Source organism: Methylocapsa palsarum, from assembly GCF_900114285.1.
GTDB lineage: Bacteria > Pseudomonadota > Alphaproteobacteria > Rhizobiales > Beijerinckiaceae > Methylocapsa > Methylocapsa palsarum.
Genome location: NZ_FOSN01000007.1, coordinates 26,684 through 44,912, shown reverse-complemented (window position 1 = coordinate 44,912; position 18,229 = coordinate 26,684). Strand labels below are relative to the sequence as shown.

Sequence of the window (18,229 nt, the reverse complement as noted above, 5' to 3'; positions counted from 1 at the left end):
GAAAGCGCTCTAGAGGCGGGTGAATTTTCAGACGCCAACGCACGAGAACCCATGTCAGACCTCGCCTCGCCCGCCGGGCTCCGCCGCCCCGCACGGGCGCTTGTCTCCGTCTCGGACAAAACCGGCCTCGTCGATTTCGCCAAAGGCCTCGCCGCGTTCGGCGTCGAACTGATCTCGACCGGCGGCACGCACAAGGCTCTCGCCGCGGCGGGGCTTCAGGTGAAGGAGGTCGCCGACGTCACGGGCTTCCCGGAGATGCTCGACGGGCGGGTCAAGACATTGCATCCGAAGGTTCACGGCGGCCTCCTGGCCGTGCGCGGCAAGCCGGACCACGAGGCGGCGCTGCGCGCGCAGGGCATCGCGCCGATCGATCTGCTCGTGGTCAATCTTTATCCGTTCGAGGCGACGGTCGAGGCGGGCGCGGACTTCGACGAGTGCGTCGAGAACATCGACATCGGCGGCCCGGCGATGATCAGGAGCGCGGCCAAGAACCATGAGAGCGTCGCGGTCCTCACCGGCGCTTCGGATTACGCGCTCGTCCTCGCCGAACTCGAGGAGCATGGCGGCGCGACGACGCTGGCCTTGCGCCGCCGGCTGGCCCAAAAAGCCTTTGCCCGCACCGCCGCCTACGATTCGGCAATCTCGCATTGGCTGGCCGGCGAGATCGGCGTCGCCGCCCCCGACTATCGCGCCCTCGGGGGCCAGCTCGTCGAAGCTCTCCGCTATGGTGAAAATCCGCACCAGATCGCGGCGTTTTACGCTTCGGGCCCGCGCCGCTTCGGGGTTTCGACCGCGCGTCAGGTTCAGGGCAAGCAGCTCTCCTACAACAACCTTGGCGACACCGACGCGGCCTTCGAACTCGTCGCCGAATTCGATCCTGCGCGTACGGCAGCCGTCGCCATCATCAAACACGCCAACCCTTGCGGCGTCGCCGAAGGAAGCGACCTCGCGGACGCCTATGAACTCGCTTTGCGCTGCGATCCGGTTTCGGCGTTCGGCGGAATCATCGCCCTTAATCGCAAGCTTGACGCGAAGGCCGCGGCCGCGATCGTCAAGATCTTCACCGAAGTGATCATCGCGCCGGACGCCGACGAAGATGCGGTGGCGATCGTCGCGGCCAAGAAGAACCTGCGGCTCCTTCTGACCGGCGGATTGCCGGATCCGCGCGCGGCGGGCTGGCGTCATACGCCGGTCGCCGGCGGCTTTCTCGCACAAAGCCGCGACAACGCCGTGGTGGACGAAATGGACTTGCGCGTCGTCACCAAACGCGCGCCGAGCGAAGCGGAGATCCGCGATATGAAATTCGCGTTCCGGGTCGCCAAACACGTGAAGTCCAACGCGATCGTCTATGCGAAGGGCAGCGCGACGGTCGGTATCGGGGCGGGACAGATGAGCCGGGTGGATTCCTGCCGGATCGCCGCCCTGAAGGCGCGCGAAGCCGCAACGACTGCGGGTCTTGCGGAATCGCTCGCCAAGGGCTCGGTGGTCGCCTCCGACGCATTTTTCCCCTTCGCCGACGGGCTGCTCGCGGCGGCCGAGGCCGGGGCCACCGCCGTCATTCAGCCGGGCGGGTCGCTACGGGACGACGAGGTGATCAAGGCGGCGGACGAGGCTGGCCTCGCCATGGTGTTCACCGGCGTCCGGCATTTCCGCCATTAACCCTGAAATAATCTCAAACTATTGATTTTTAAGAAGAAAGCTGAAGCCTTCGCGCTCCTGGCGCGTCGGCCTGTGCGCTGCGTCACCGTCTGTTCACCACGACTCCACCATAGTCTTTTCAACGGGCCGGTTCTGCAACCGCATTAAGCCGCAGGAAACCTTCGACGTTTACCGGTGGGCAAGAAATTCGGAGACGGGTGATGCGCATTAGTTCGACGGACGTGATCGAGGGCGGGAAAATTCTCTACCCGATCGGCAAGATCAAGGCCGGGTCCGCCTGGCATGGCGTGATCCGCGCTCCGTTGCAGGACAATTGGCGCGAACATGCGCTGCGCGAACTGGTCCGCAAGGCGGAGGACATCGACGCCGACGCGATCATCGGGCTTGATTTCGAGGTCGACGGCGTCGACTCGACCGAAGGCTCCGGCGTCGCCCTCATGCGCATCCTCGCGACCGGCGTCGCGGTCAAGCTGTCCTGCGCCGCTTGAACTTTAACAGGCCCGGACTTTGGCGCGGTCTGGGCGCGGTCTGGATGAAGAGTAAGGCGCCGGTTCGATGAAAAAAGCCTTCTTCGAACGCCTGGCTGTCCGCTGGAGCTGAGGCTTTCGCGGCGGAGGTCTCAAGCGAGCTTGCCGGACGCCAGCCTCTTATTTTGGCGGGGCGACATGGCGCATTGACTCGCCGAAAGCGTCGACTTCATCGTTGAAATGGTCGCGGGTCAAAGGATCGACGATCGCGACGGGCGCGGAAACGATAACGCCCGCGGCGTGGCCAATGGAACTTGCGGCGCCCGCCGTCGTCGACAAGATCTTTTCGCCAAGACCAACCCTCGAATCGGACAGCGTCTGGCCGCTCGCAAGCGACGCCCCGACGAGTTCGATCGCGCGGGGATTGTCCGCGAACTTGCCGTGATCCAGCCCATCCGCTCCTTTATAGGAAGTCAGGTTGATCACATTGATGTTTTCGCTCGCCAGCATCGTTTTGTAAGGCTCGACATCCGGATCGACGGCGCCGAGCCGCGGGGCGCCCCAGACTTCGCGCGAGGCTGCGAGGGCCTTGTCGTCCTCGGACAGGAACAGGGTGAATTTCGGCCGTTGCGCGCCCATCGTGGCGATCTGCTCGCGGGCCAGATCGACGTCGACGTCGGGTGCGGCGAGGAGGACCGTCTTGATCTTTGGCGCGACCCGGCCGTCCCGGATCGCCATCTGCCGCAGCGCTTCGAGCGTCACCCAATTACCCATCGAGTGCGCGAGAACGGAGACTTCCGAAACCTGCGGATTATCCGAGAGCCAGCGCAGCAGATTTTCCAGGGCGTCGCGCGAAAAATTAGAACTCTCCCGGTCATAACCATAAGCGAAGAGGCTGCCGCGCGAGGGCCATGTGAACAGAACCGGCGTCGCGACCACGCGGGAATCATGGACAATCTGCGCGAACCGGTAGACCGCGTCCTCGAACCGGTTGTTGAACCCGTGAACGAAGACAAGCACCTGCCGCCCCGGCGTCTTTTGCACGAGGCGGGAAAACAAGGCGACGGCCTGCGGCTTATCGATCACGTCGGCTTTGAGAGTGACGAAATCCGTCGCGGGATTGCCCGGGAGCTGCTTGGGCCATTCCACCTCGCCAGCCCGCCGCGCATTGTCCGGCGGAATCGACACCACGATATCGGCGAATTGAGGTTTCTGACTGCGGCCGCCGGCAAAAAGCTCATCCGGAGTCGCGGCGCGGGTGCGCGTCGTCGCAACGATCATCTGCACCTGGCTCGCGTCCGGAGCGCTTTCTGCGACGGGAAGGAGGAAGCCCTTGATATTGCTGGCGCAGCCGGCAAGTCCAGCGGAAGTCATCGCAACAAAGGCTAAAAGGCGAAGATGCGAACCGGAGGGCTCAAACGTCTCAAGCCGCCGCCGGAATCTAGACCGCATTGTCTGCTGACGCATCAAGTCCCCGCTGGAGAGGCGCTTCGTCCTGGCCCTGCGCGCAGCAGCCGGAAAGTGCTTATCGCAGCTTAAACCTTAGCAAACCTTAAGCGTCAAGATTTCGTTGAATCGCGCGAGTCGCGGCGAGACGCAGCGGAAATTTCAGGCGGTTCGGCGTTTGAGATCCTGAAGCACGGACGCATCGATTTCCTCCGTCCAGACCCGGAACGTTTTCAAAACATGCGGACCAAAAGAATGAGCCAGCGGAATGTCCGTCGCGTCTCTGCCGCGCGCCACGGTGATGCGTCCGATGCGGGGGATATTATGCCGCGCGTCGAACGTCATCCATCGCCCGTCGAGATAGACTTCGAACCAGGCGTTATAATCCATCGGCGCGGGATCTGGGGGGACGCCAATATCGCCGAGAAAGCCGTTCGCATAGCGCGCCGGAATATTCATGCAGCGGCAAAGCGCCACGGCGAGATGCGCGAAATCGCGGCAGACCCCGACGCGCTCCTCGTAGGCCTCGAAAGCCGTTCGCGTCGGGCGAGCATATTGATAGCCGAAAGTCAGATGCCCGCAAACGAAATCGCAGATGGCCTGGACGCGGCCCCAGCCGCGAGGCGTCGATCCAAACAGGCTCCAGGCAATCTCGCTGAGCTTGTCGGTCTCGCAATAGCGGCTGCCAAGGAGATAAACGAGAACCTCGTTGGGGAGCTGATCCAGCGGCGCTTCCCGCGCCTCCTCGAAAATCGGCTCGGGAAGTCCGCTGTCCTCGATGACGGCGTCGGATGAAATGGTGAAATCCCCCGCGGGGGCGAAGAACCTGCGAACGGTATTGCCGTAGAGATCAGTGTAAGTCGTCGAAGGGATCGCTGGCGAGGTCAGCATCGGCGTCTCATAGCGAAGCAGACGCGATTGTTCCCGGTGAGCATCCAGAAGACAAACCATCAACGTCGGCTGGGCGACGCTGAAACTCATTTCGTAACCATATCGTATGAGCATGAATATCTCGATTATATTCAGAGCGAATCTAGATCTGATTGACCTTAAACCTGTCAGGAGCGCTCAAGTTCCGTGTTTTCACGACATTTCATTGAGTCCAATACTTTTAGACCGCGCGTTCATAAACGCCGATCAGGCGGCCCTTGGCCAGGACGCGCCCCCTCATGGCGTTTACGACTTCCGTGCGGTCCGGCGCGCCTTCGGATTTTGGCGCGTCCGCATCGACCGCGAAGACCTGAAAGACGTAGCGATGCGGACCGTGACCGGGCGGGGGATCGGGCGGCAGCCAATCGGCCGTCAAAAACGAATTCAACCCCAGCCGCAGCCCTTCGATCGCGGCGCTTTTCCCGGTCAGCGCGCCCGGAATGAGATCATCGTCGCATCCGGGCGTCTTCCATGCGAGGGCATGGACGAGGGGCTCGGGCGTCGGACTGTCGGCGTCCTCGACGATGAGCACGATCGCCTTCGCGCCATCAGGAACGCCGCGCCAGCGCAATGGAGGGGAACAGCTTTCGCCCTCCGCGGTGAACAGCGGCGGTATCGGGTGATGGTCGTCAAAGGCGACGCTTTCGACCCGGATCGATTGCGGCGCCTCGGTCGCGTCGCTGGCGTAGACCAGATTCTCGAGTCCCGGCCTGACGTTCCTCGGCAAATGCCCGGAAGGCGGCATCTTCTCCAGCATGAACTCTTCTCGCTCAGGATGAGAAGGCAACGCATGGATCGCGATATCGTTGCAGCGCACGGGAAACCGGCCGCAACAACGCGGGGCGGCAGGAATTGTGCCCGGCTGCAGCCTTGCGGAATGCTCCGGAGGCTATTCCGCGGCCAGCTTGACCGGCGCCGCCGCGTGGAATTGCGCCAGCAGCGCGATTTCTTCGGCCTTGGCGTCGTGGATGTGCCTGGCCTTGATGTGCCCGTACCCTCGGATTTTCTCGGGGATCGAGGCGATGGCCTGCGCGACGCCAGCATTTTCGGGGCGAAGATTGTCTAAAATCTGATCGAGTAAAATCTCATAGTGGTCGATCAGTTTGCGTTCCGCCCGTCTTTCTTTCGTATAGCTGAACACATCCAGAGGCGTCCCACGCAGAACCTTAAGCGACGCGAGGATTTTAAAGACCGGCGCCATCCAGGATCCGAAGGAGATCTTGAGCGGTTCGCCATTCGAGCCTTTTCGGGCGAGGAACGGGGGGGCGAGATGATATTCGAGTTTGAGGTCGCCCTCGAAGGTCGCGGCGAGCTGGCGCGCGAAGGATCCGTCGCTATAGAGGCGCGCGACTTCGTATTCGTCCTTGATCGCCATCAGTTTGAAAAAATACCGCGCCACTGCTTCGGTCAGGGCTTCGCCGCCCGGAACCCGGGCGCGTTCCACTTCGGCGGCGCGGTCCACCAGCTTCATGTAGCGAGCGGCATAGGCGGGATTTTGATACGCGGTCAGGAACGCCGCGCGGCGGGCGATGATCTGATCGAGCGTTTCCGGTTCCGAGGCGGCTGCCGGAGGAGCGTGCTGCCGGGCCGCCAAAGCTTCGATCGCGCCGGGGTCGGCCGCGTGCCGGCGCCCCCAAAGGAAGGCCTGGGTATTCATCTCGACGGCCTCGCCGTTGAGTTCGAGAGCCCGCAGCAAAGACGCATCATCGAGCGGCACCAGCCCCTGCTGCCAGGCATGGCCCAACATGAACATATTGGCCGCGATCGAATTGCCCAGCAGCGCCGTCGCGACCCAGGTCGCGTCGATAAAGCCGACGGTCTCGCCCGCCGCGCGCCGGATGGCGCGTTTCATCCGGTCCGTCGGAAGGCGGAATTCGGCGTTCCGGGTGAAATCTCCCGGATAGATCTCGGCCGTGTTCACGAGAACGCCGGTGTCGCCGGCCCGCATCGCCGCGAGAACGGTTTTGGAGCTTGAGACGACGAGGTCGCAGCCCAGAACGAGGTCGGCCTCTCCCGCCGCGACCCGGATCGCATGAATTTCGCCGGGGCTTCGGGCGATCTTGACATGGCTGAAGACGGCGCCGCCTTTTTGCGCAAGACCCGCCATGTCGATCGAACCGCATCCTTTGCCTTCGAGGTGAGCCGCCATGCCGAGAATGGCGCCAATGGTGACGACGCCGGTGCCGCCGACGCCGGTGACGAGAATCCCGTAGGGCCGCGTCCCGATTTCAGGAATATCGGGCCGATGCGGCAGAGGCGGACCGGCGTCGAGCCTGAAATGCGCGCGTTTCGGCTGGGCTCCGCGCACCGTGACGAAAGAAGGACAAAACCCTTCGAGGCAGGAGAAATCCTTGTTGCAGCTCGACTGGTCGATCATCCGCTTGCGGCCGAATTCGGTTTCCAGCGGCTGCACCGATACGCAGTTGGATTTGACGCCGCAATCGCCGCACCCTTCGCAGACGAGTTCGTTGATGATGACGCGCTTGCCGGGATCTGGCGCCTCTCCCCGCTTGCGCTGGCGCCGTTTTTCCGAAGCGCAGCCCTGATCGTAAATCAGGACGGTGACGCCGGCCACGGCGGCGAGTTCGCGCTGAACCGCATCGAGGTCGCGCCGGCTCCGGATCGCCGCTCCGTCCGGCCATTGCAGATCCTTGGGATATTTGCCGGGTTCGTCGGTGACGATTACGATCCGGGCGACGCCCTCGGCGGCGACCTGGCGCGCGATCTTGTCGGGCGTGAGGTGGCCTTCGAGCCGCTGGCCGCCGGTCATCGCGACGACGCCGTTGAACAGGATCTTGTAGGTGATGTTTACGCCGGCCGTGACGGCGAAGCGGAGGGCGAGGATGCCGGAATGGTTATAGGTGCCGTCGCCAAGGTTCTGAAAAACATGGGGCCGTTTTGAGAATGGCGCTTCGCCGACCCAGTTCGCGCCTTCGCCGCCCATCTGGGTGAAGCCCTCGGTCGACCGGTCCATCCATTGCGCCATGTAATGACAGCCGATTCCGGCGTAGGCGCGCATGCCTTCGGGAACCCGCGTCGAGGTGTTGTGCGGGCAGCCGGAGCAGAAATAGGGCGATCTCAAACCTAGCGCCTCGTCGGTCGAAAGGGCGGATTGGGCCCGTTCGAGCCGCTGGACGCGCTGCTCCAATTTTTCGTTGCTGGCGAAACGCAGGATCCGCCGCCCGATGGCGATGGCGATGTCGTTGGCGTCGAGGGCGCCCGTGACGGGAAACAGCCAGCGGCCCTGTTCGTCTTTCTTGCCGATGCAGACGGGCTGGTCCGGCGCGCCATAGAGCTCCTCGCGCACCTGAACCTCGATCAGCGAGCGTTTTTCCTCGACGACGATAATCAGTTCGAGGCCGCGGGCGAAGGCGCGCAGGCCTTCGGGCTCGAGCGGCCAGGCGCAGCCGATCTTGTAAAGACGCAGGCCGAGCGCATTGGCGCCGGCCTCGTCGATCCCGAGATCGTCCATAGCCTGGCGGACGTCGAGGTAGGATTTGCCGGCGGCGATCACGCCGATCTTGGCGTTTCGTCCGCCCGACGTCACAATCCTGTTCAACTGGTTGGCGCGCAGCCAGGCGAGCATCGCGTCGCGCTTGAAGTTCTGAAGCCGCTTTTCCTGGTCGAGAACCTTGTCGCCCGGGCGAATGTTGAGCCCGCCCGGCGGCATGACGAAATCCGCCGGAGCGCGCGGCGCGACGCGGTCGAAGGACACGTCGATGGAGCCGGTCGATTCGATCGTGTCCTTGAGGCATTTCAAGGCGACCCATGCGCCGGTGAAACGGCTCATGGCGTAGCCGTAGAGCCCGAAGTCGACGATCTCCTGAACGCCCGCGGGGGACAGAATCGGAATCATCACGTCCACAAAGGTAAATTCGGACTGATGCGCCGTGGTCGAGGATTCGGCGGTGTGATCGTCGCCCATCAGGGCGAGAACGCCGCCGTTCCTCGCCGTCCCGGCGAGATTGACGTGACGCAGCACGTCGCCGCTCCGGTCGACGCCCGGACCTTTGCCGTACCAGAGCGAAAAGACACCGTCGAACTTGCCCTCGCCGCGCATTTCAGCCTGCTGCGCCCCCCAGATGGCGGTCGCCGCGAGGTCTTCGTTGAGGCCGGGCTGAAAGACGACGTCACTCGCGGCGAGAGAGGCGCCGGCGCGGAGAAAGTTGTGATCGAGGCCGCCAAGCGGCGAGCCGGGATAGCCGGAGATGAAGCCGGCGGTATTGAGCCCGGCGCGGCGGTCGATCTCCTTTTGCATCAGCAAAAGCCGAATCACCGCCTGGGGGCCGGATACAAAGATCCGGCGCTTCGTCAGGTCGTATTTATCGTTGAGAGAAACGGATTTAAGGTCATCGATGAAGTCGACCGGGCCTTCGACCACGTCCGCCATCGCTAAATCTCCCGCCGGGCGTTCAGCCTCAGCATAGCGGCTATCATCTCCGCTGCCCTGGATATAGGCCTGCGCGGCTCACTTTCCAAGTTATCGCGAAGGTTTCCACCGCTAAACATGGTTCCCTGCGGGCGGAACGCCGCATTATTGGGCTGGTTCCGGCAGTTTCGCGCTCCGATAAACGTAGGCGGGGAGGTCATCCTGACCTTCGCCGGCCGCCGCCATCGCGACGGCGGCGACGGCGCCATGATGAGGCGACAGATGACACGCCGGATCAGCTTCGCGCGCGTCGCCGGTCAGCGCAAGCGCCTGACAGCGGCAGCCGCCGTAATCGATTTCCTTGCGTTCGCAGGATCGGCAAGGCTCGCGCATCCAGCCGGTTCCCCGGAACGCGTTGAAGGCCGGCGAATCCGTCCAGATTTCGGCGAGCGAATGATCGCGCACGCTCCAGAATTCGAGGCCGGGGATTGTTTCCGCGGCGTGGCAGGGGAGGGCCTTTCCCGAAGGCGTGACGTTGAAGCTCCGTTTCGCCCATCCCCCCATACAGGCTTTCGGGTAGCGGGCGTGATAATCCGGCGCGACATGGTCGATCACGATGACGCCAGCGTGCTTGAGCCTCAGCGCTTCGACCTCGGCGATCGCCGCCTCGGCCTCGCCGCGCCCCGGCATGAGGGCGGCCCGGTTGAGCATCCCCCAGCCGTAATATTGCGTATGGGCGATTTCGACCCGCCGCGCCCCGAGCGCGACCGCGAGTTCAACCATCTTTCCGGCCCGGGCGACGTTGGCGCGATGAATGACGGCGTTGATGGTGAGCGGCATTCCCGCCGCAACGATCCAGGCCGCGGCCTCGATCTTCCGCGCGAAAGCGCCCTGATACCCGCAAATGCGGTCCGCCGAATCCGCTTCCGCATCCTGGATCGCAAGCTGGACATGGTCGAGCCCGGCCCCCGCGAGCGCCTTGACGCGATCCTCGGTCAGGCCAATCCCCGAGGTGATCAGGTTTGTGTACAATCCTTCTTTCGCGCAATGAGCGACGATGTCGGCAAGGTCGCTCCGGGAGGCCGGTTCGCCGCCCGACAAATGCGCGTGGAGAACGCCGAGCGCGGCGGCTTCCGAAAAAACCCGTTTCCACGCCGCGGCGTCGAGTTCGTCGGCGCGTTGTTCGAGCTGCAGCGGATTGGAGCAATAGGGGCAGGCGAGCGGACACCGGTGCGTCAGCTCCGCGAGAAGGCCGACAGGCGGCGCGATACGCTGCGGATCGTGTGTCAAAGGTCGATCATCCGTTTGGCGGCGAGGTCTTCGAGCAAGGCGCGGACATCGGTCTCGACCCGGCCGCGATCGGCGGAGAACGCCGCCGCCAGATCATCGACGATGGCCGAGAACGTCGCGACGCCGTCGCAGCGCTGCAAAATGGCGAGCGCGATCGCGTCTGTCTTGACCAATCGCTCCGGGGCCAGCAAGAGCCATTCGCCCCGGGCGTCGTCATGTTTCAGGCGAACGCCTCGCGGCAGGCGCGGCCTGGAGCCGTCGGCGATCCGCGTTTCGATCGTCATTTGGTGCGATCGCCTCCGGAAATGCGATCTTCAGCGCTCATAAACGACACCTCGTTCATCGCGACGCGCGATCATAACGACACCTCCATCCCATCGTGGGCGACAGTCCAGCCCGCGCTTTCGACGACCTGACGCTCTTTCGAATCCTCGATCAGGACCGGATTGGTGTTGTTGATATGGACATAGATCTTGCGGCCGATCCCGCAATCCTTGAGCCGCTCCAAGGAGCCTTTTTCGCCGCTCATGGCGACATGTCCCATGCGCCAGGCGGTTTTCGCCGAAAGCCCTAAAGCGACCATCTCGTCGTCGGTATAGGTCGTGCCGTCGAAGAAGATCAGCGCGGCTCCGCGAAGCCTTTCGCGCACCCGCTCGTTCACGTCGGCGCAGCCCGGAATATAGAAAAAGGTGTGGACGCCGTCCGTGATCTCAAGCCCGACGGTCGATTCGGTTTCCGCGCCGATCTCGACGCTCTCGCCCTCGAGATAAAGCGGCTCCTTGCCGGGAACGGAAAACGGGGTGACGCGAAGGCCGACGCCGGTGTCCGTCGTCTCGTCGAGCTTAACCGGGCAGGTCTCGACAAGCGTCTTGTTCAGGACGCCGAAAAGCTTTCCCTCGGCGACCTGCGTCAAGGTTGTTCGGCTCCCAAAGAGCCTGAATCCCTGCTGTTCGCGCAAGGTCAAAAGGCCGGCGAGATGATCGATGTCGCCGTTGGTGACGAAGACCGCCGAAATCGGCGAATGCCTTTTGGCGCGCGGATGAAGGTCGGGCGACGCGATGATCTGCTGGCGCAGATCCGGCGAGGCGTTCAGAAGCAGCCAGCGCTCGCCGTCGGCGGTGACCGCCAGACTGGACTGCGTGCGCGGCCTTACGCGAGAATCCCCGCTCCAGGCGAGGCTACATACCGGGCAGGAGCAATTCCACTGGGGAAATCCTCCGCCGGCTGCCGAACCTAGAACGAGGATGCGCAAGCAGCGAACCAATCAGAATGTCAAGGAGAAGCGCGAAGCTCGTTCCTTCAGATTTCGGCGGACGCGTAGCTCGTCACTTCCAGGCCGATGCAAACTTCGATGATAACGGGGGTGGTCCAAGCCATGTGAGCCTCTTTGCTTAAGCGGTGCGATTTTTCGCCGCTTACGTTTCCTGTACCCTTGAACACATCTACGATGTTCGCGCGGACATTAGCAGTGGCGCCTTGCGGGCGCTACGGGTTTTTTTGAATGTTTCGGTCCGAATAATTCTACAACCAGTTCCGTTCCTGAGCGGCCTTGGCCTCGAAAGCTTCGATCCGCGCGGCTTTTTCCAGCGTCAGGCCGATGTCGTCAAGCCCCAGCAGAAGGCAATGTTTCCGGAACGGATCGATGTCGAACTTCAGAACGCCGCCGTCCGGACCCCGGATCTCTTGCTTTTCGAGATCGATCGACATCGTCGCGTTCGAGCCCCGCTCCGCGTCGTCCATCAGCTTTGTGAGATCCTCGGGCGAGACCCGGATGGGGAGAATGCCGTTCTTGAAGCAATTGTTATAAAAAATGTCGGCAAAGCTGGTCGAGATGACGCAGCGGACGCCGAAATCGAGCAGCGCCCAGGGCGCGTGCTCGCGCGATGAGCCGCAGCCGAAATTGTCTTCCGCCACTAAAATCTTCGCATTGCGGTAAGCCGGCTTGTTCAGGACGAAATCGGGGTTTTCCGAACCGTCCTCGTAATAGCGCAGTTCGGCGAAAAGGCCGCCGCCAAGACCCGTCCGCTTGATCGTCTTCAGATATTGCTTCGGGATGATCATGTCGGTGTCGATATTGGTGATTTTCAGCGGCGCGGCGACGCCCGTCAGCGAAGTGAACTTTTCCATGGAATGCCTGTCCCTGGCGCCTGAACCCAGCGCCTCCAATGAGTTGACAGGTGCTAGCAAACCCATGGCTCCGGCGCAAACAATGAGGTTCGAACAGGACCTTTTGCGGCGTGAGCGGGGCTTGGGGGGAAGCTGCGCGTCTTTGCGCAATCTCAGCCCGCCGCCTCCTCGATCGCCGCCATATCCTCGTCCGACAATCCGAAATGATGGCCGATTTCATGCACGAGGACATGGGTGACGACGGCGCCGAGGGTGTCCTCCTGGTCCGCCCAGAAATCGAGGATCGGCCGGCGGTACAGCCAGACCATGTTCGGAAACTGGCCGGTCTGGGCGCCGACCTCGCCCTGGGCGAGACTCCGGCCGCGAAAGAGGCCCAGAAGATCGAAATCGCTTTCGCACTCCATGTGCTTCAGCGTTTCATCGTCGGGAAAATCGTCGATCTGGATGACGAGGCCTTCGCAGAGGCGGCGAAATTCGTCCGGCAACGCGGCGAACGCCGCCTCGGCGAGACGTTCGAGGTCGGCGAGAGAGGGCGCGGCGAGATCAGCCCAATCGCTGGCGGGGGCGCTCATCGGGGCGGCGCTCCCGCCGGAGATATGCTGCGCTTTCGAACCCTTGTCATTCGCCGGGTCGCTCCCGCTTGACGCGGTCGCGCCGGCGCAGCCTCACATAAAGGGCTCCGGCGCCGCCATGAGGACGGGAGGCTTCCTCGAATCCGACGACAATCGAATGATATTCGGCGCCGCGCAGCCATTGCGGAACGCTGCGGCGAAGCACGCCCGGCGCCCGCTCGCCCGCCCCGTCGCGTTCGCCCTTGCCGGTGACGACGAGCACGAGCTTGGCTCCGTCGAGCTGAGCCCTGACCAGAAATTGGTACAGAGCCCCGTGCGCCTCGTGACTGCGCAAACCGTGCAGATCGATCGCCGCATCGGGCCCCGCGCGGCCTCGCGCCAGTTTCTGCCGCAGCCGCCGCTCCAGCGGGGCGAGCGCCGGCGCTGCAGGGCGGGCGGCTGGCGAAGGGCCCGGGAGAATCCTCGATCCGGCCTCGCCGTTCGCTTTTGGCTTGCCGACGCAAGGTTCGGACTTCCCCGGCGGGCCGGCGGGCCGCTCTGGCGCGGCGGGCGGCGGCGAACGGGCGCCCGGCAGCGGCGCGACGCTCTTGGTCACCGCCAGCCAGAGATTGATCTCTTCCGGGCTCAACCGGCGCAGCCGCCCCTTGAAAAAAGTCGAACCGCTTTCCTTCACCGGTCCGAACCCTCTTCAAAAGGAAGGAAGATGACGAAATCGCCCGAGCTGCGAATATCGCCCGCCCGCGCCCCGGCGTCATCCCCCGACCCGAAAAAAATGTCGGCGCGCGCGGGTCCAATAATGGCCGAGCCGGTGTCCTGCGCGATCATGAGGCGCCGGAACGGGGAAGGCGAGGCGTCGCGCCAAGGAATTTCGGCCTCGATCCAGGCCGGCAGACCATACGGCCAGATCGAGCGGTCGATCGCGATCGAGCGCAGCCGCGAGAGGCTCAAACCGGCGCCGCCGACAGGACCTTCATCGAGGCCGAGCGACGTTTCGAGATCGAAAAAGATATAGGAGCGATTGCGCTGCATGAGCGCTCCGCCCGGTTCGGAAGGGCTTTGGCCGTGATCGCGGATCCATTGCTTGAGCCGCGCCAGCGACATGTCCTGCGCGGCGATCTCTCCGGTATCGACCAGGATCTTGCCGATCGACGTGTAAGGCTGGCCATTGCGCCCGGCGTAAACAAGGCGCAGTAAGGTCCCGTCAGCCAGGCGGACGCGGGCGGAGCCCTGCACCTGTACAATAAAGACCTCCACGGCGTCGCGCAGCCAGACGATCGGGACGGCGTGACCAAAAATGTCTCCGGCCTCGATCGCCGCGCGGTCGGGATAGGGCCAAAGGCTCTGATCGGGGAGCCGCCGCGCCGCCGCCAGTCCAGCGAGCGGACCTGACCCGGGCGAGGCGGCCGAGGGCAAGGTCACGAGATCGTCCGGCCGGGACAGAATCGGGGCGGAAAAGTCTGGACCTTCCGCAAGCGAACCATCGACGACGGGTTCGAAATAGCCGGTCAAAAAGGCGTCGCTGGAGCCGTCCGGTTTGGCGGACACCCGGAACGCCCGGAAATTGGTTTCGAAAAACCGTTGAGCGGAAGCTTTGTCCCTGACCTCCGCCGAAAGAGCGCGGCGGCAAACCGAGACGAGCGAGGCTGGAGCCGGAACCGCGTCGCGTAAGGCGCGCGCGCCGCTGGCGATCGAGACGCAGGATCGCAAAAAGACCGCGAACGCTTCCAGGTGATCGTCCTGCGCAAACCCGGCGAGATCACGAAACGGCACGCCCTGCAGCGAAGCCCCTGGCGGGAGCGGAATGTCTCGCCGCCATTGAGCCGCGGCGCCATCGCCGGCCTGCGACGCGGATGCGAGGGTCACGAGGCCCGCGCACGCCGCGGCCCATGCGGTCCGCCGCAGGGCCCGTTCCAATGCATCAGACCCCGGCTCCGGTCGCGATCAGTCTCCAGTTCGGATCGCGGGATCCGACATCGCGCGCAAACGTCCACAAATCGTTGACTTCGCTTACTTTATCGGCGCTGCCGTCGATCACGGCCCCGTCCTTGTCCCGCGTCGCCGTGATCATGCCGGCTGTGAATCTTAATGTCATCTGGGCCATGCGCCCGTTCAGTTCGGCGTCCTCGATCAACGGCTTGTCGACCGAGACAAAGGTGGTCTCGACCGTCTCGCCGCGCTTTTCGCGTTCGGTGAGGGCCTGATCGAAGCTGGTGAAAACGTCCTTGGCGAGGAGGTTCCCCAACGTCTCGCGATCGCTGGCCGCAAAGGCCGAAATGATCGCTTCATAGGCGGCTTTCGCGCCGTCGAGAAAGGCTTGCGCCGAAAATGAAGGATCGGCGGCGGCGATAGCGTCGAGACCTGCCCATGTTTTCGATCCTGGCGCGGCAAACCCTTTCCAGCGTTCTGTGGGATCTGGCTCAGGCGCGAGCGCCTTCCCCGCGAGCGCGTCGGCGGACCCTGGGAGGCGGACGATATTTGCGCCGTCGTCGGCTTTCGGGCGCGCGCCGTCCGGCCCGCGATCGAGGTAGGAAGGCCGCCGCCGCTCTTCGCCGTTTCTCGTTCCAAGCACGGAGCGCAGCTTCCACAACACGAAGGCGGCGAGCAGCGCGAAAACGATCGTCGACATATCCACGGACTCATTCATCTTTTGCTCGACGCCTCGTTTCTCGACGCAGCGGCGTGTTGCGCCACGTAACGTTCCTTATCATATAATGGCTCAGGAGCGTAAAATGGCTGAAATACGATTTGTCCGGTTTAACCTTCAATCGTCCGGGTCGCCTCTGCGTCTGCCCGGGCAGTTTGTTCTCTACCTTGGACTCTGGCTTTTGGCTGAATTCGCGGCCTTCAGTCTGGTTGTCCATATGGTTGGCTTCGCCGGCGCGGTGTTCCTCTGCCTTCTGACCAGCATTGCGGGGGCCACGATGTTGCGGAACGTCGGCCTGTCCGCGGCGATCAATTTCCGCCGGGGGCTGGGCCGGCCCTCCGACGAGGAAAATCCGGCGGCAAGAGACGCCATGTTCGATGGCGCGCTGGCGGGATTGGGCTCGATCCTGTTGATTTTGCCCGGATTTGTGACGGATTTTTTTGGCTTTGCCCTTGCGGCTCCGTCGATCCGCGGACAAATCGCCGCGTGGCTGCAAGGCAAAACGGTCCAACCCGGCCGCCGTCCCGCCGCTCCAAAGGAGATCGAACTGGCGCCGCAGGAATGGACCCGTCTCGACGATAAAAATCCACGCTCCGGACGGCGCAAATAGCGCGCTCCCGCCCGGACCGGATCCGAGAACGTCGCGAGCCGCCTATGATGAGGCGCTTGCATCCTTCGACTGGGCGCCCGCTCCATGATGATCCGGCCCGCGTGGGATGAACACGGCCCTCGCCAGCGAAAACAGGGGCGAGACCAGCCGGTTCAAATCCTCCGCGCGCGCGACGAACTTTCCGCCTTTGGTCAATTCCCGGTCGAGCGCGGCCATTGTCGAGGCAAGGCCCGGATCGTCGTCGTGAAACCAGACATTCAGGATTCGCCGCCACGCCAGCACCAATCCCTGAAGCTTGATCGCGCCGACGGGGCCTTCGGAATCGATTCCCGACGCTTCGAGCATGAAGCGCATGGAGTTCAAATTCACCTGATTGATCGCCGAAGCGCCCAATGGATCCTTGCGCGCCCATTCGGCGACGCCTTCAAGGGCGGCTTTATAGGGCGTGAGGACATCGAGGCGGCGCATCAGAACGTCGAATAGGCGTTCCTTGGCGGGTTCGCCGGCGAGATCGTCGCCGGTCGTATCGAGGACGAGCTTGTCGATGTTGCGCGAAAAGCTGGCGAGGATCGCGCCTTTGGAGGGGAAAAATTCGCGAAAGGTGGAAAGAGAGACATTCGCCCGGGCGGCGATGTCGCTGATCGTGATGTCCTCCCAGTTTCTCTCTCCGGCAAGCTCCAGCAAAGCGTCAATGATCGCTTTTCGAGCGTCCTTGGGCGGCGGCGCCAAGCCTAGGGGATCGGATTCGGATTTCACCTGGTCAACCATATTCGCCTCCTCAAACCATTCGCCTGTATTTAGTCCCGAAACAAACTGCTTCCAAGGGCCATCGGCCGGTTTGCGGACTATTCGCGCGGCAGCGCCTGATGCACGGCTTCGCAGGAGAGGTTGACGGCGACGAACCGGCCGTTCCTCAGATTGAGACGGCAGCCCGAATTATTGGTTGAAACAAGATCGTAGATATAGAAGGGCGAAAGCAGCACAGAGCCGAACGGCGTCGCGAATGTCGCCAACCCCTCCTTGCTCACTTGATCCGTCATCGGCGCGCACTTTTGATAGGCCCTGATTTCTTCGCCATTGCTGAGAATCACGATGCAATGCGACGGACTGACGTCCACGAACGCCTGGATCTCCGATTTCCGCACATAGTCGAATTTGCCGGGCTTTGCCGAATGCAGCTGAAAATAAGCATCCTCCGGCTCCGCTGCGGCTTGCCGGCCCGAGGCGGCCAAAGCCAAAGCGGCGCAACACGCCAATCTCGTCCTGCGCACGGGCTTCAGACGACGATGCAACCGCGTTCCCTATCCTGACAGCGCCTCCGCCCGACGTTTTGCGGCTCGAACAGTGCGTTCGAGGAGGGGCGCAAGTCCGTCCTGCGCCATGAGGACGTCGAGCGCAGCCGCGGTGGTTCCCCCCGGCGAGGTGACGCTCCGGCGCAACTCCGCCGGGGCGGTGAGCGGGCTCCTGAACAAAAGTTCGCCGGCGCCCTCGACGCTCGCGCGGGCCAGCCTCGCCGCGACGTCAGCGGGCAGGCCGAGCGCGAGACCCGCCTCGCTGAGACATTCGGTCAGGTAAAAAACATAGGCCGGTCCGGAGCCGGAAATCGCGGTCACGGCGTTGATCAGACTCTCGTCGGCGAGCCATTCGAAATGGCCGGCGGCGCCAAGCAGGGTTTCCGCCATGGCGCGCCCCTCCGGCGTCACGGCCTCGCTCGCCGCAGCGCCCGTGGCGCCTCGACCTATTGCGGCGGGTAGATTGGGCATGGCGCGTACGATCGCGGGCGCCGAAGGCAGACGCGCAGCGATATCGCCGATCGTTTTCCCGGCGAGAATCGAAATGACGAGAGTGTTCCCGCCCGCGAGGGGCGCGAGAGCCGCGGCTTCGTCGAGGACTTGCGGCTTCATCGCCAGAACGAGAACCTCGGGCGGCTCGTCTGGCGCGGCGAACGAAAAACCGGCGCTCGCGGCAAGGTCCAGGATTTCGCGCGACGGATGAGGGTCAAGCACGCGGATGCGGCTCGGCTCCAACCCTTTTTCAAGCCAGGCCCGCAGCAGGGCGCCGCCCATTTTGCCCGCTCCGGCCAGCACCAAAGACGCGGGAAACCGGCCGGCCATC

General features: G+C 63.4%; 19 protein-coding genes. 3 read left to right on the top strand and 16 right to left on the bottom strand.

The window, feature by feature from the left end; genetic code table 11:
• Positions 1 to 51 precede the first annotated feature (51 nt).
• A complete protein-coding gene (gene purH / locus BM177_RS09335; RefSeq protein ID WP_091681445.1) occupies positions 52 to 1,659 on the top strand; it encodes a bifunctional phosphoribosylaminoimidazolecarboxamide formyltransferase/IMP cyclohydrolase in 1,608 nt (535 codons plus the stop codon).
• 200 nt (positions 1,660 to 1,859) lie between these two features.
• Positions 1,860 to 2,147 carry a heavy metal-binding domain-containing protein gene (locus BM177_RS09330; protein WP_091681442.1) on the top strand — a complete coding sequence of 96 codons (288 nt, stop codon included), beginning with the start codon at positions 1,860 to 1,862 and terminating at the stop codon, positions 2,145 to 2,147.
• 159 nt (positions 2,148 to 2,306) lie between these two features.
• On the opposite strand, the gene BM177_RS09325 is transcribed toward BM177_RS09330, so the two are convergent.
• The 13 genes from BM177_RS09325 to BM177_RS09265 all read right to left on the bottom strand — a co-directional run bounded on the left by BM177_RS09325 (position 2,307) and on the right by BM177_RS09265 (position 15,486).
• Positions 2,307 to 3,500 carry an alpha/beta hydrolase gene (locus tag BM177_RS09325; protein ID WP_244532237.1) on the bottom strand — a complete coding sequence of 398 codons (1,194 nt, stop codon included), beginning with the start codon at positions 3,498 to 3,500 and terminating at the stop codon, positions 2,307 to 2,309.
• A gap of 234 nt (positions 3,501 to 3,734) precedes the next feature.
• Entirely contained in the window at positions 3,735 to 4,577 is an 843-nt protein-coding gene (locus BM177_RS09320) for a transglutaminase-like domain-containing protein (protein ID WP_091681437.1), read from the bottom strand.
• A gap of 106 nt (positions 4,578 to 4,683) precedes the next feature.
• The gene (locus BM177_RS09315; protein WP_091681784.1) at positions 4,684 to 5,259 is read right to left on the bottom strand and encodes a YbhB/YbcL family Raf kinase inhibitor-like protein; all 576 of its coding nucleotides are present in this window, start codon (positions 5,257 to 5,259) and stop codon (positions 4,684 to 4,686) included.
• Between the two features lie 132 nt (positions 5,260 to 5,391).
• On the bottom strand, positions 5,392 to 8,892 hold the full coding sequence (locus BM177_RS09310; protein WP_091681434.1) for an indolepyruvate ferredoxin oxidoreductase family protein: 3,501 nt from the start codon (positions 8,890 to 8,892) through the stop codon (positions 5,392 to 5,394).
• A 144-nt stretch (positions 8,893 to 9,036) separates the two neighbouring features.
• The gene (gene pqqE, locus BM177_RS09305; RefSeq protein WP_091681432.1) at positions 9,037 to 10,161 is read right to left on the bottom strand and encodes a pyrroloquinoline quinone biosynthesis protein PqqE; all 1,125 of its coding nucleotides are present in this window, start codon (positions 10,159 to 10,161) and stop codon (positions 9,037 to 9,039) included.
• Positions 10,158 to 10,445, bottom strand: coding sequence for a pyrroloquinoline quinone biosynthesis peptide chaperone PqqD (gene pqqD / locus BM177_RS09300; RefSeq protein ID WP_091681430.1), 288 nt, complete (start codon positions 10,443 to 10,445; stop codon positions 10,158 to 10,160). The genes pqqE and pqqD overlap by 4 nt, the downstream gene beginning before the upstream one ends.
• A gap of 71 nt (positions 10,446 to 10,516) precedes the next feature.
• Complete coding sequence (gene pqqB / locus BM177_RS09295; RefSeq protein ID WP_091681427.1) at positions 10,517 to 11,413, bottom strand: pyrroloquinoline quinone biosynthesis protein PqqB; 897 nt, start codon at positions 11,411 to 11,413, stop codon at positions 10,517 to 10,519.
• A gap of 47 nt (positions 11,414 to 11,460) precedes the next feature.
• On the bottom strand, positions 11,461 to 11,538 hold the full coding sequence (gene pqqA / locus BM177_RS21120; RefSeq protein WP_139223586.1) for a pyrroloquinoline quinone precursor peptide PqqA: 78 nt from the start codon (positions 11,536 to 11,538) through the stop codon (positions 11,461 to 11,463).
• A 144-nt stretch (positions 11,539 to 11,682) separates the two neighbouring features.
• Positions 11,683 to 12,288: a 3-isopropylmalate dehydratase small subunit gene (gene leuD / locus BM177_RS09285; protein ID WP_091681423.1), complete on the bottom strand. Its 606-nt coding sequence runs from the start codon at positions 12,286 to 12,288 to the stop codon at positions 11,683 to 11,685.
• Between the two features lie 152 nt (positions 12,289 to 12,440).
• Positions 12,441 to 12,860, bottom strand: a complete 420-nt coding sequence (locus BM177_RS09280; protein ID WP_091681421.1) for a metallopeptidase family protein — start codon at positions 12,858 to 12,860, stop codon at positions 12,441 to 12,443.
• A gap of 46 nt (positions 12,861 to 12,906) precedes the next feature.
• Complete coding sequence (locus tag BM177_RS09275) at positions 12,907 to 13,533, bottom strand: Smr/MutS family protein (protein ID WP_091681419.1); 627 nt, start codon at positions 13,531 to 13,533, stop codon at positions 12,907 to 12,909.
• Positions 13,530 to 14,723 carry a murein transglycosylase A gene (gene mltA, locus BM177_RS09270; protein ID WP_244532236.1) on the bottom strand — a complete coding sequence of 398 codons (1,194 nt, stop codon included), beginning with the start codon at positions 14,721 to 14,723 and terminating at the stop codon, positions 13,530 to 13,532. Before mltA ends, BM177_RS09275 begins: the two co-directional genes overlap by 4 nt.
• A 55-nt stretch (positions 14,724 to 14,778) precedes the next feature.
• A complete protein-coding gene (locus tag BM177_RS09265) occupies positions 14,779 to 15,486 on the bottom strand; it encodes a Tim44/TimA family putative adaptor protein (protein ID WP_244532235.1) in 708 nt (235 codons plus the stop codon).
• A 103-nt stretch (positions 15,487 to 15,589) separates the two neighbouring features.
• Here BM177_RS09265 and BM177_RS09260 point away from each other — a divergent pair, with 103 nt between their 5' ends.
• Positions 15,590 to 16,114 carry an FxsA family protein gene (locus BM177_RS09260; protein ID WP_175492550.1) on the top strand — a complete coding sequence of 175 codons (525 nt, stop codon included), beginning with the start codon at positions 15,590 to 15,592 and terminating at the stop codon, positions 16,112 to 16,114.
• A gap of 42 nt (positions 16,115 to 16,156) precedes the next feature.
• Here BM177_RS09260 and BM177_RS09255 read toward each other — a convergent pair whose 3' ends face one another.
• The 3 genes from BM177_RS09255 to proC all read right to left on the bottom strand — a co-directional run bounded on the left by BM177_RS09255 (position 16,157) and on the right by proC (position 18,228).
• A complete protein-coding gene (locus BM177_RS09255; protein WP_091681413.1) occupies positions 16,157 to 16,882 on the bottom strand; it encodes a TetR/AcrR family transcriptional regulator in 726 nt (241 codons plus the stop codon).
• 77 nt (positions 16,883 to 16,959) lie between these two features.
• On the bottom strand, positions 16,960 to 17,406 hold the full coding sequence (locus tag BM177_RS09250; RefSeq protein ID WP_139223576.1) for a hypothetical protein: 447 nt from the start codon (positions 17,404 to 17,406) through the stop codon (positions 16,960 to 16,962).
• A gap of 9 nt (positions 17,407 to 17,415) precedes the next feature.
• On the bottom strand, positions 17,416 to 18,228 hold the full coding sequence (proC, locus tag BM177_RS09245) for a pyrroline-5-carboxylate reductase (protein WP_091681407.1): 813 nt from the start codon (positions 18,226 to 18,228) through the stop codon (positions 17,416 to 17,418).
• Position 18,229 lies beyond the last annotated feature (1 nt).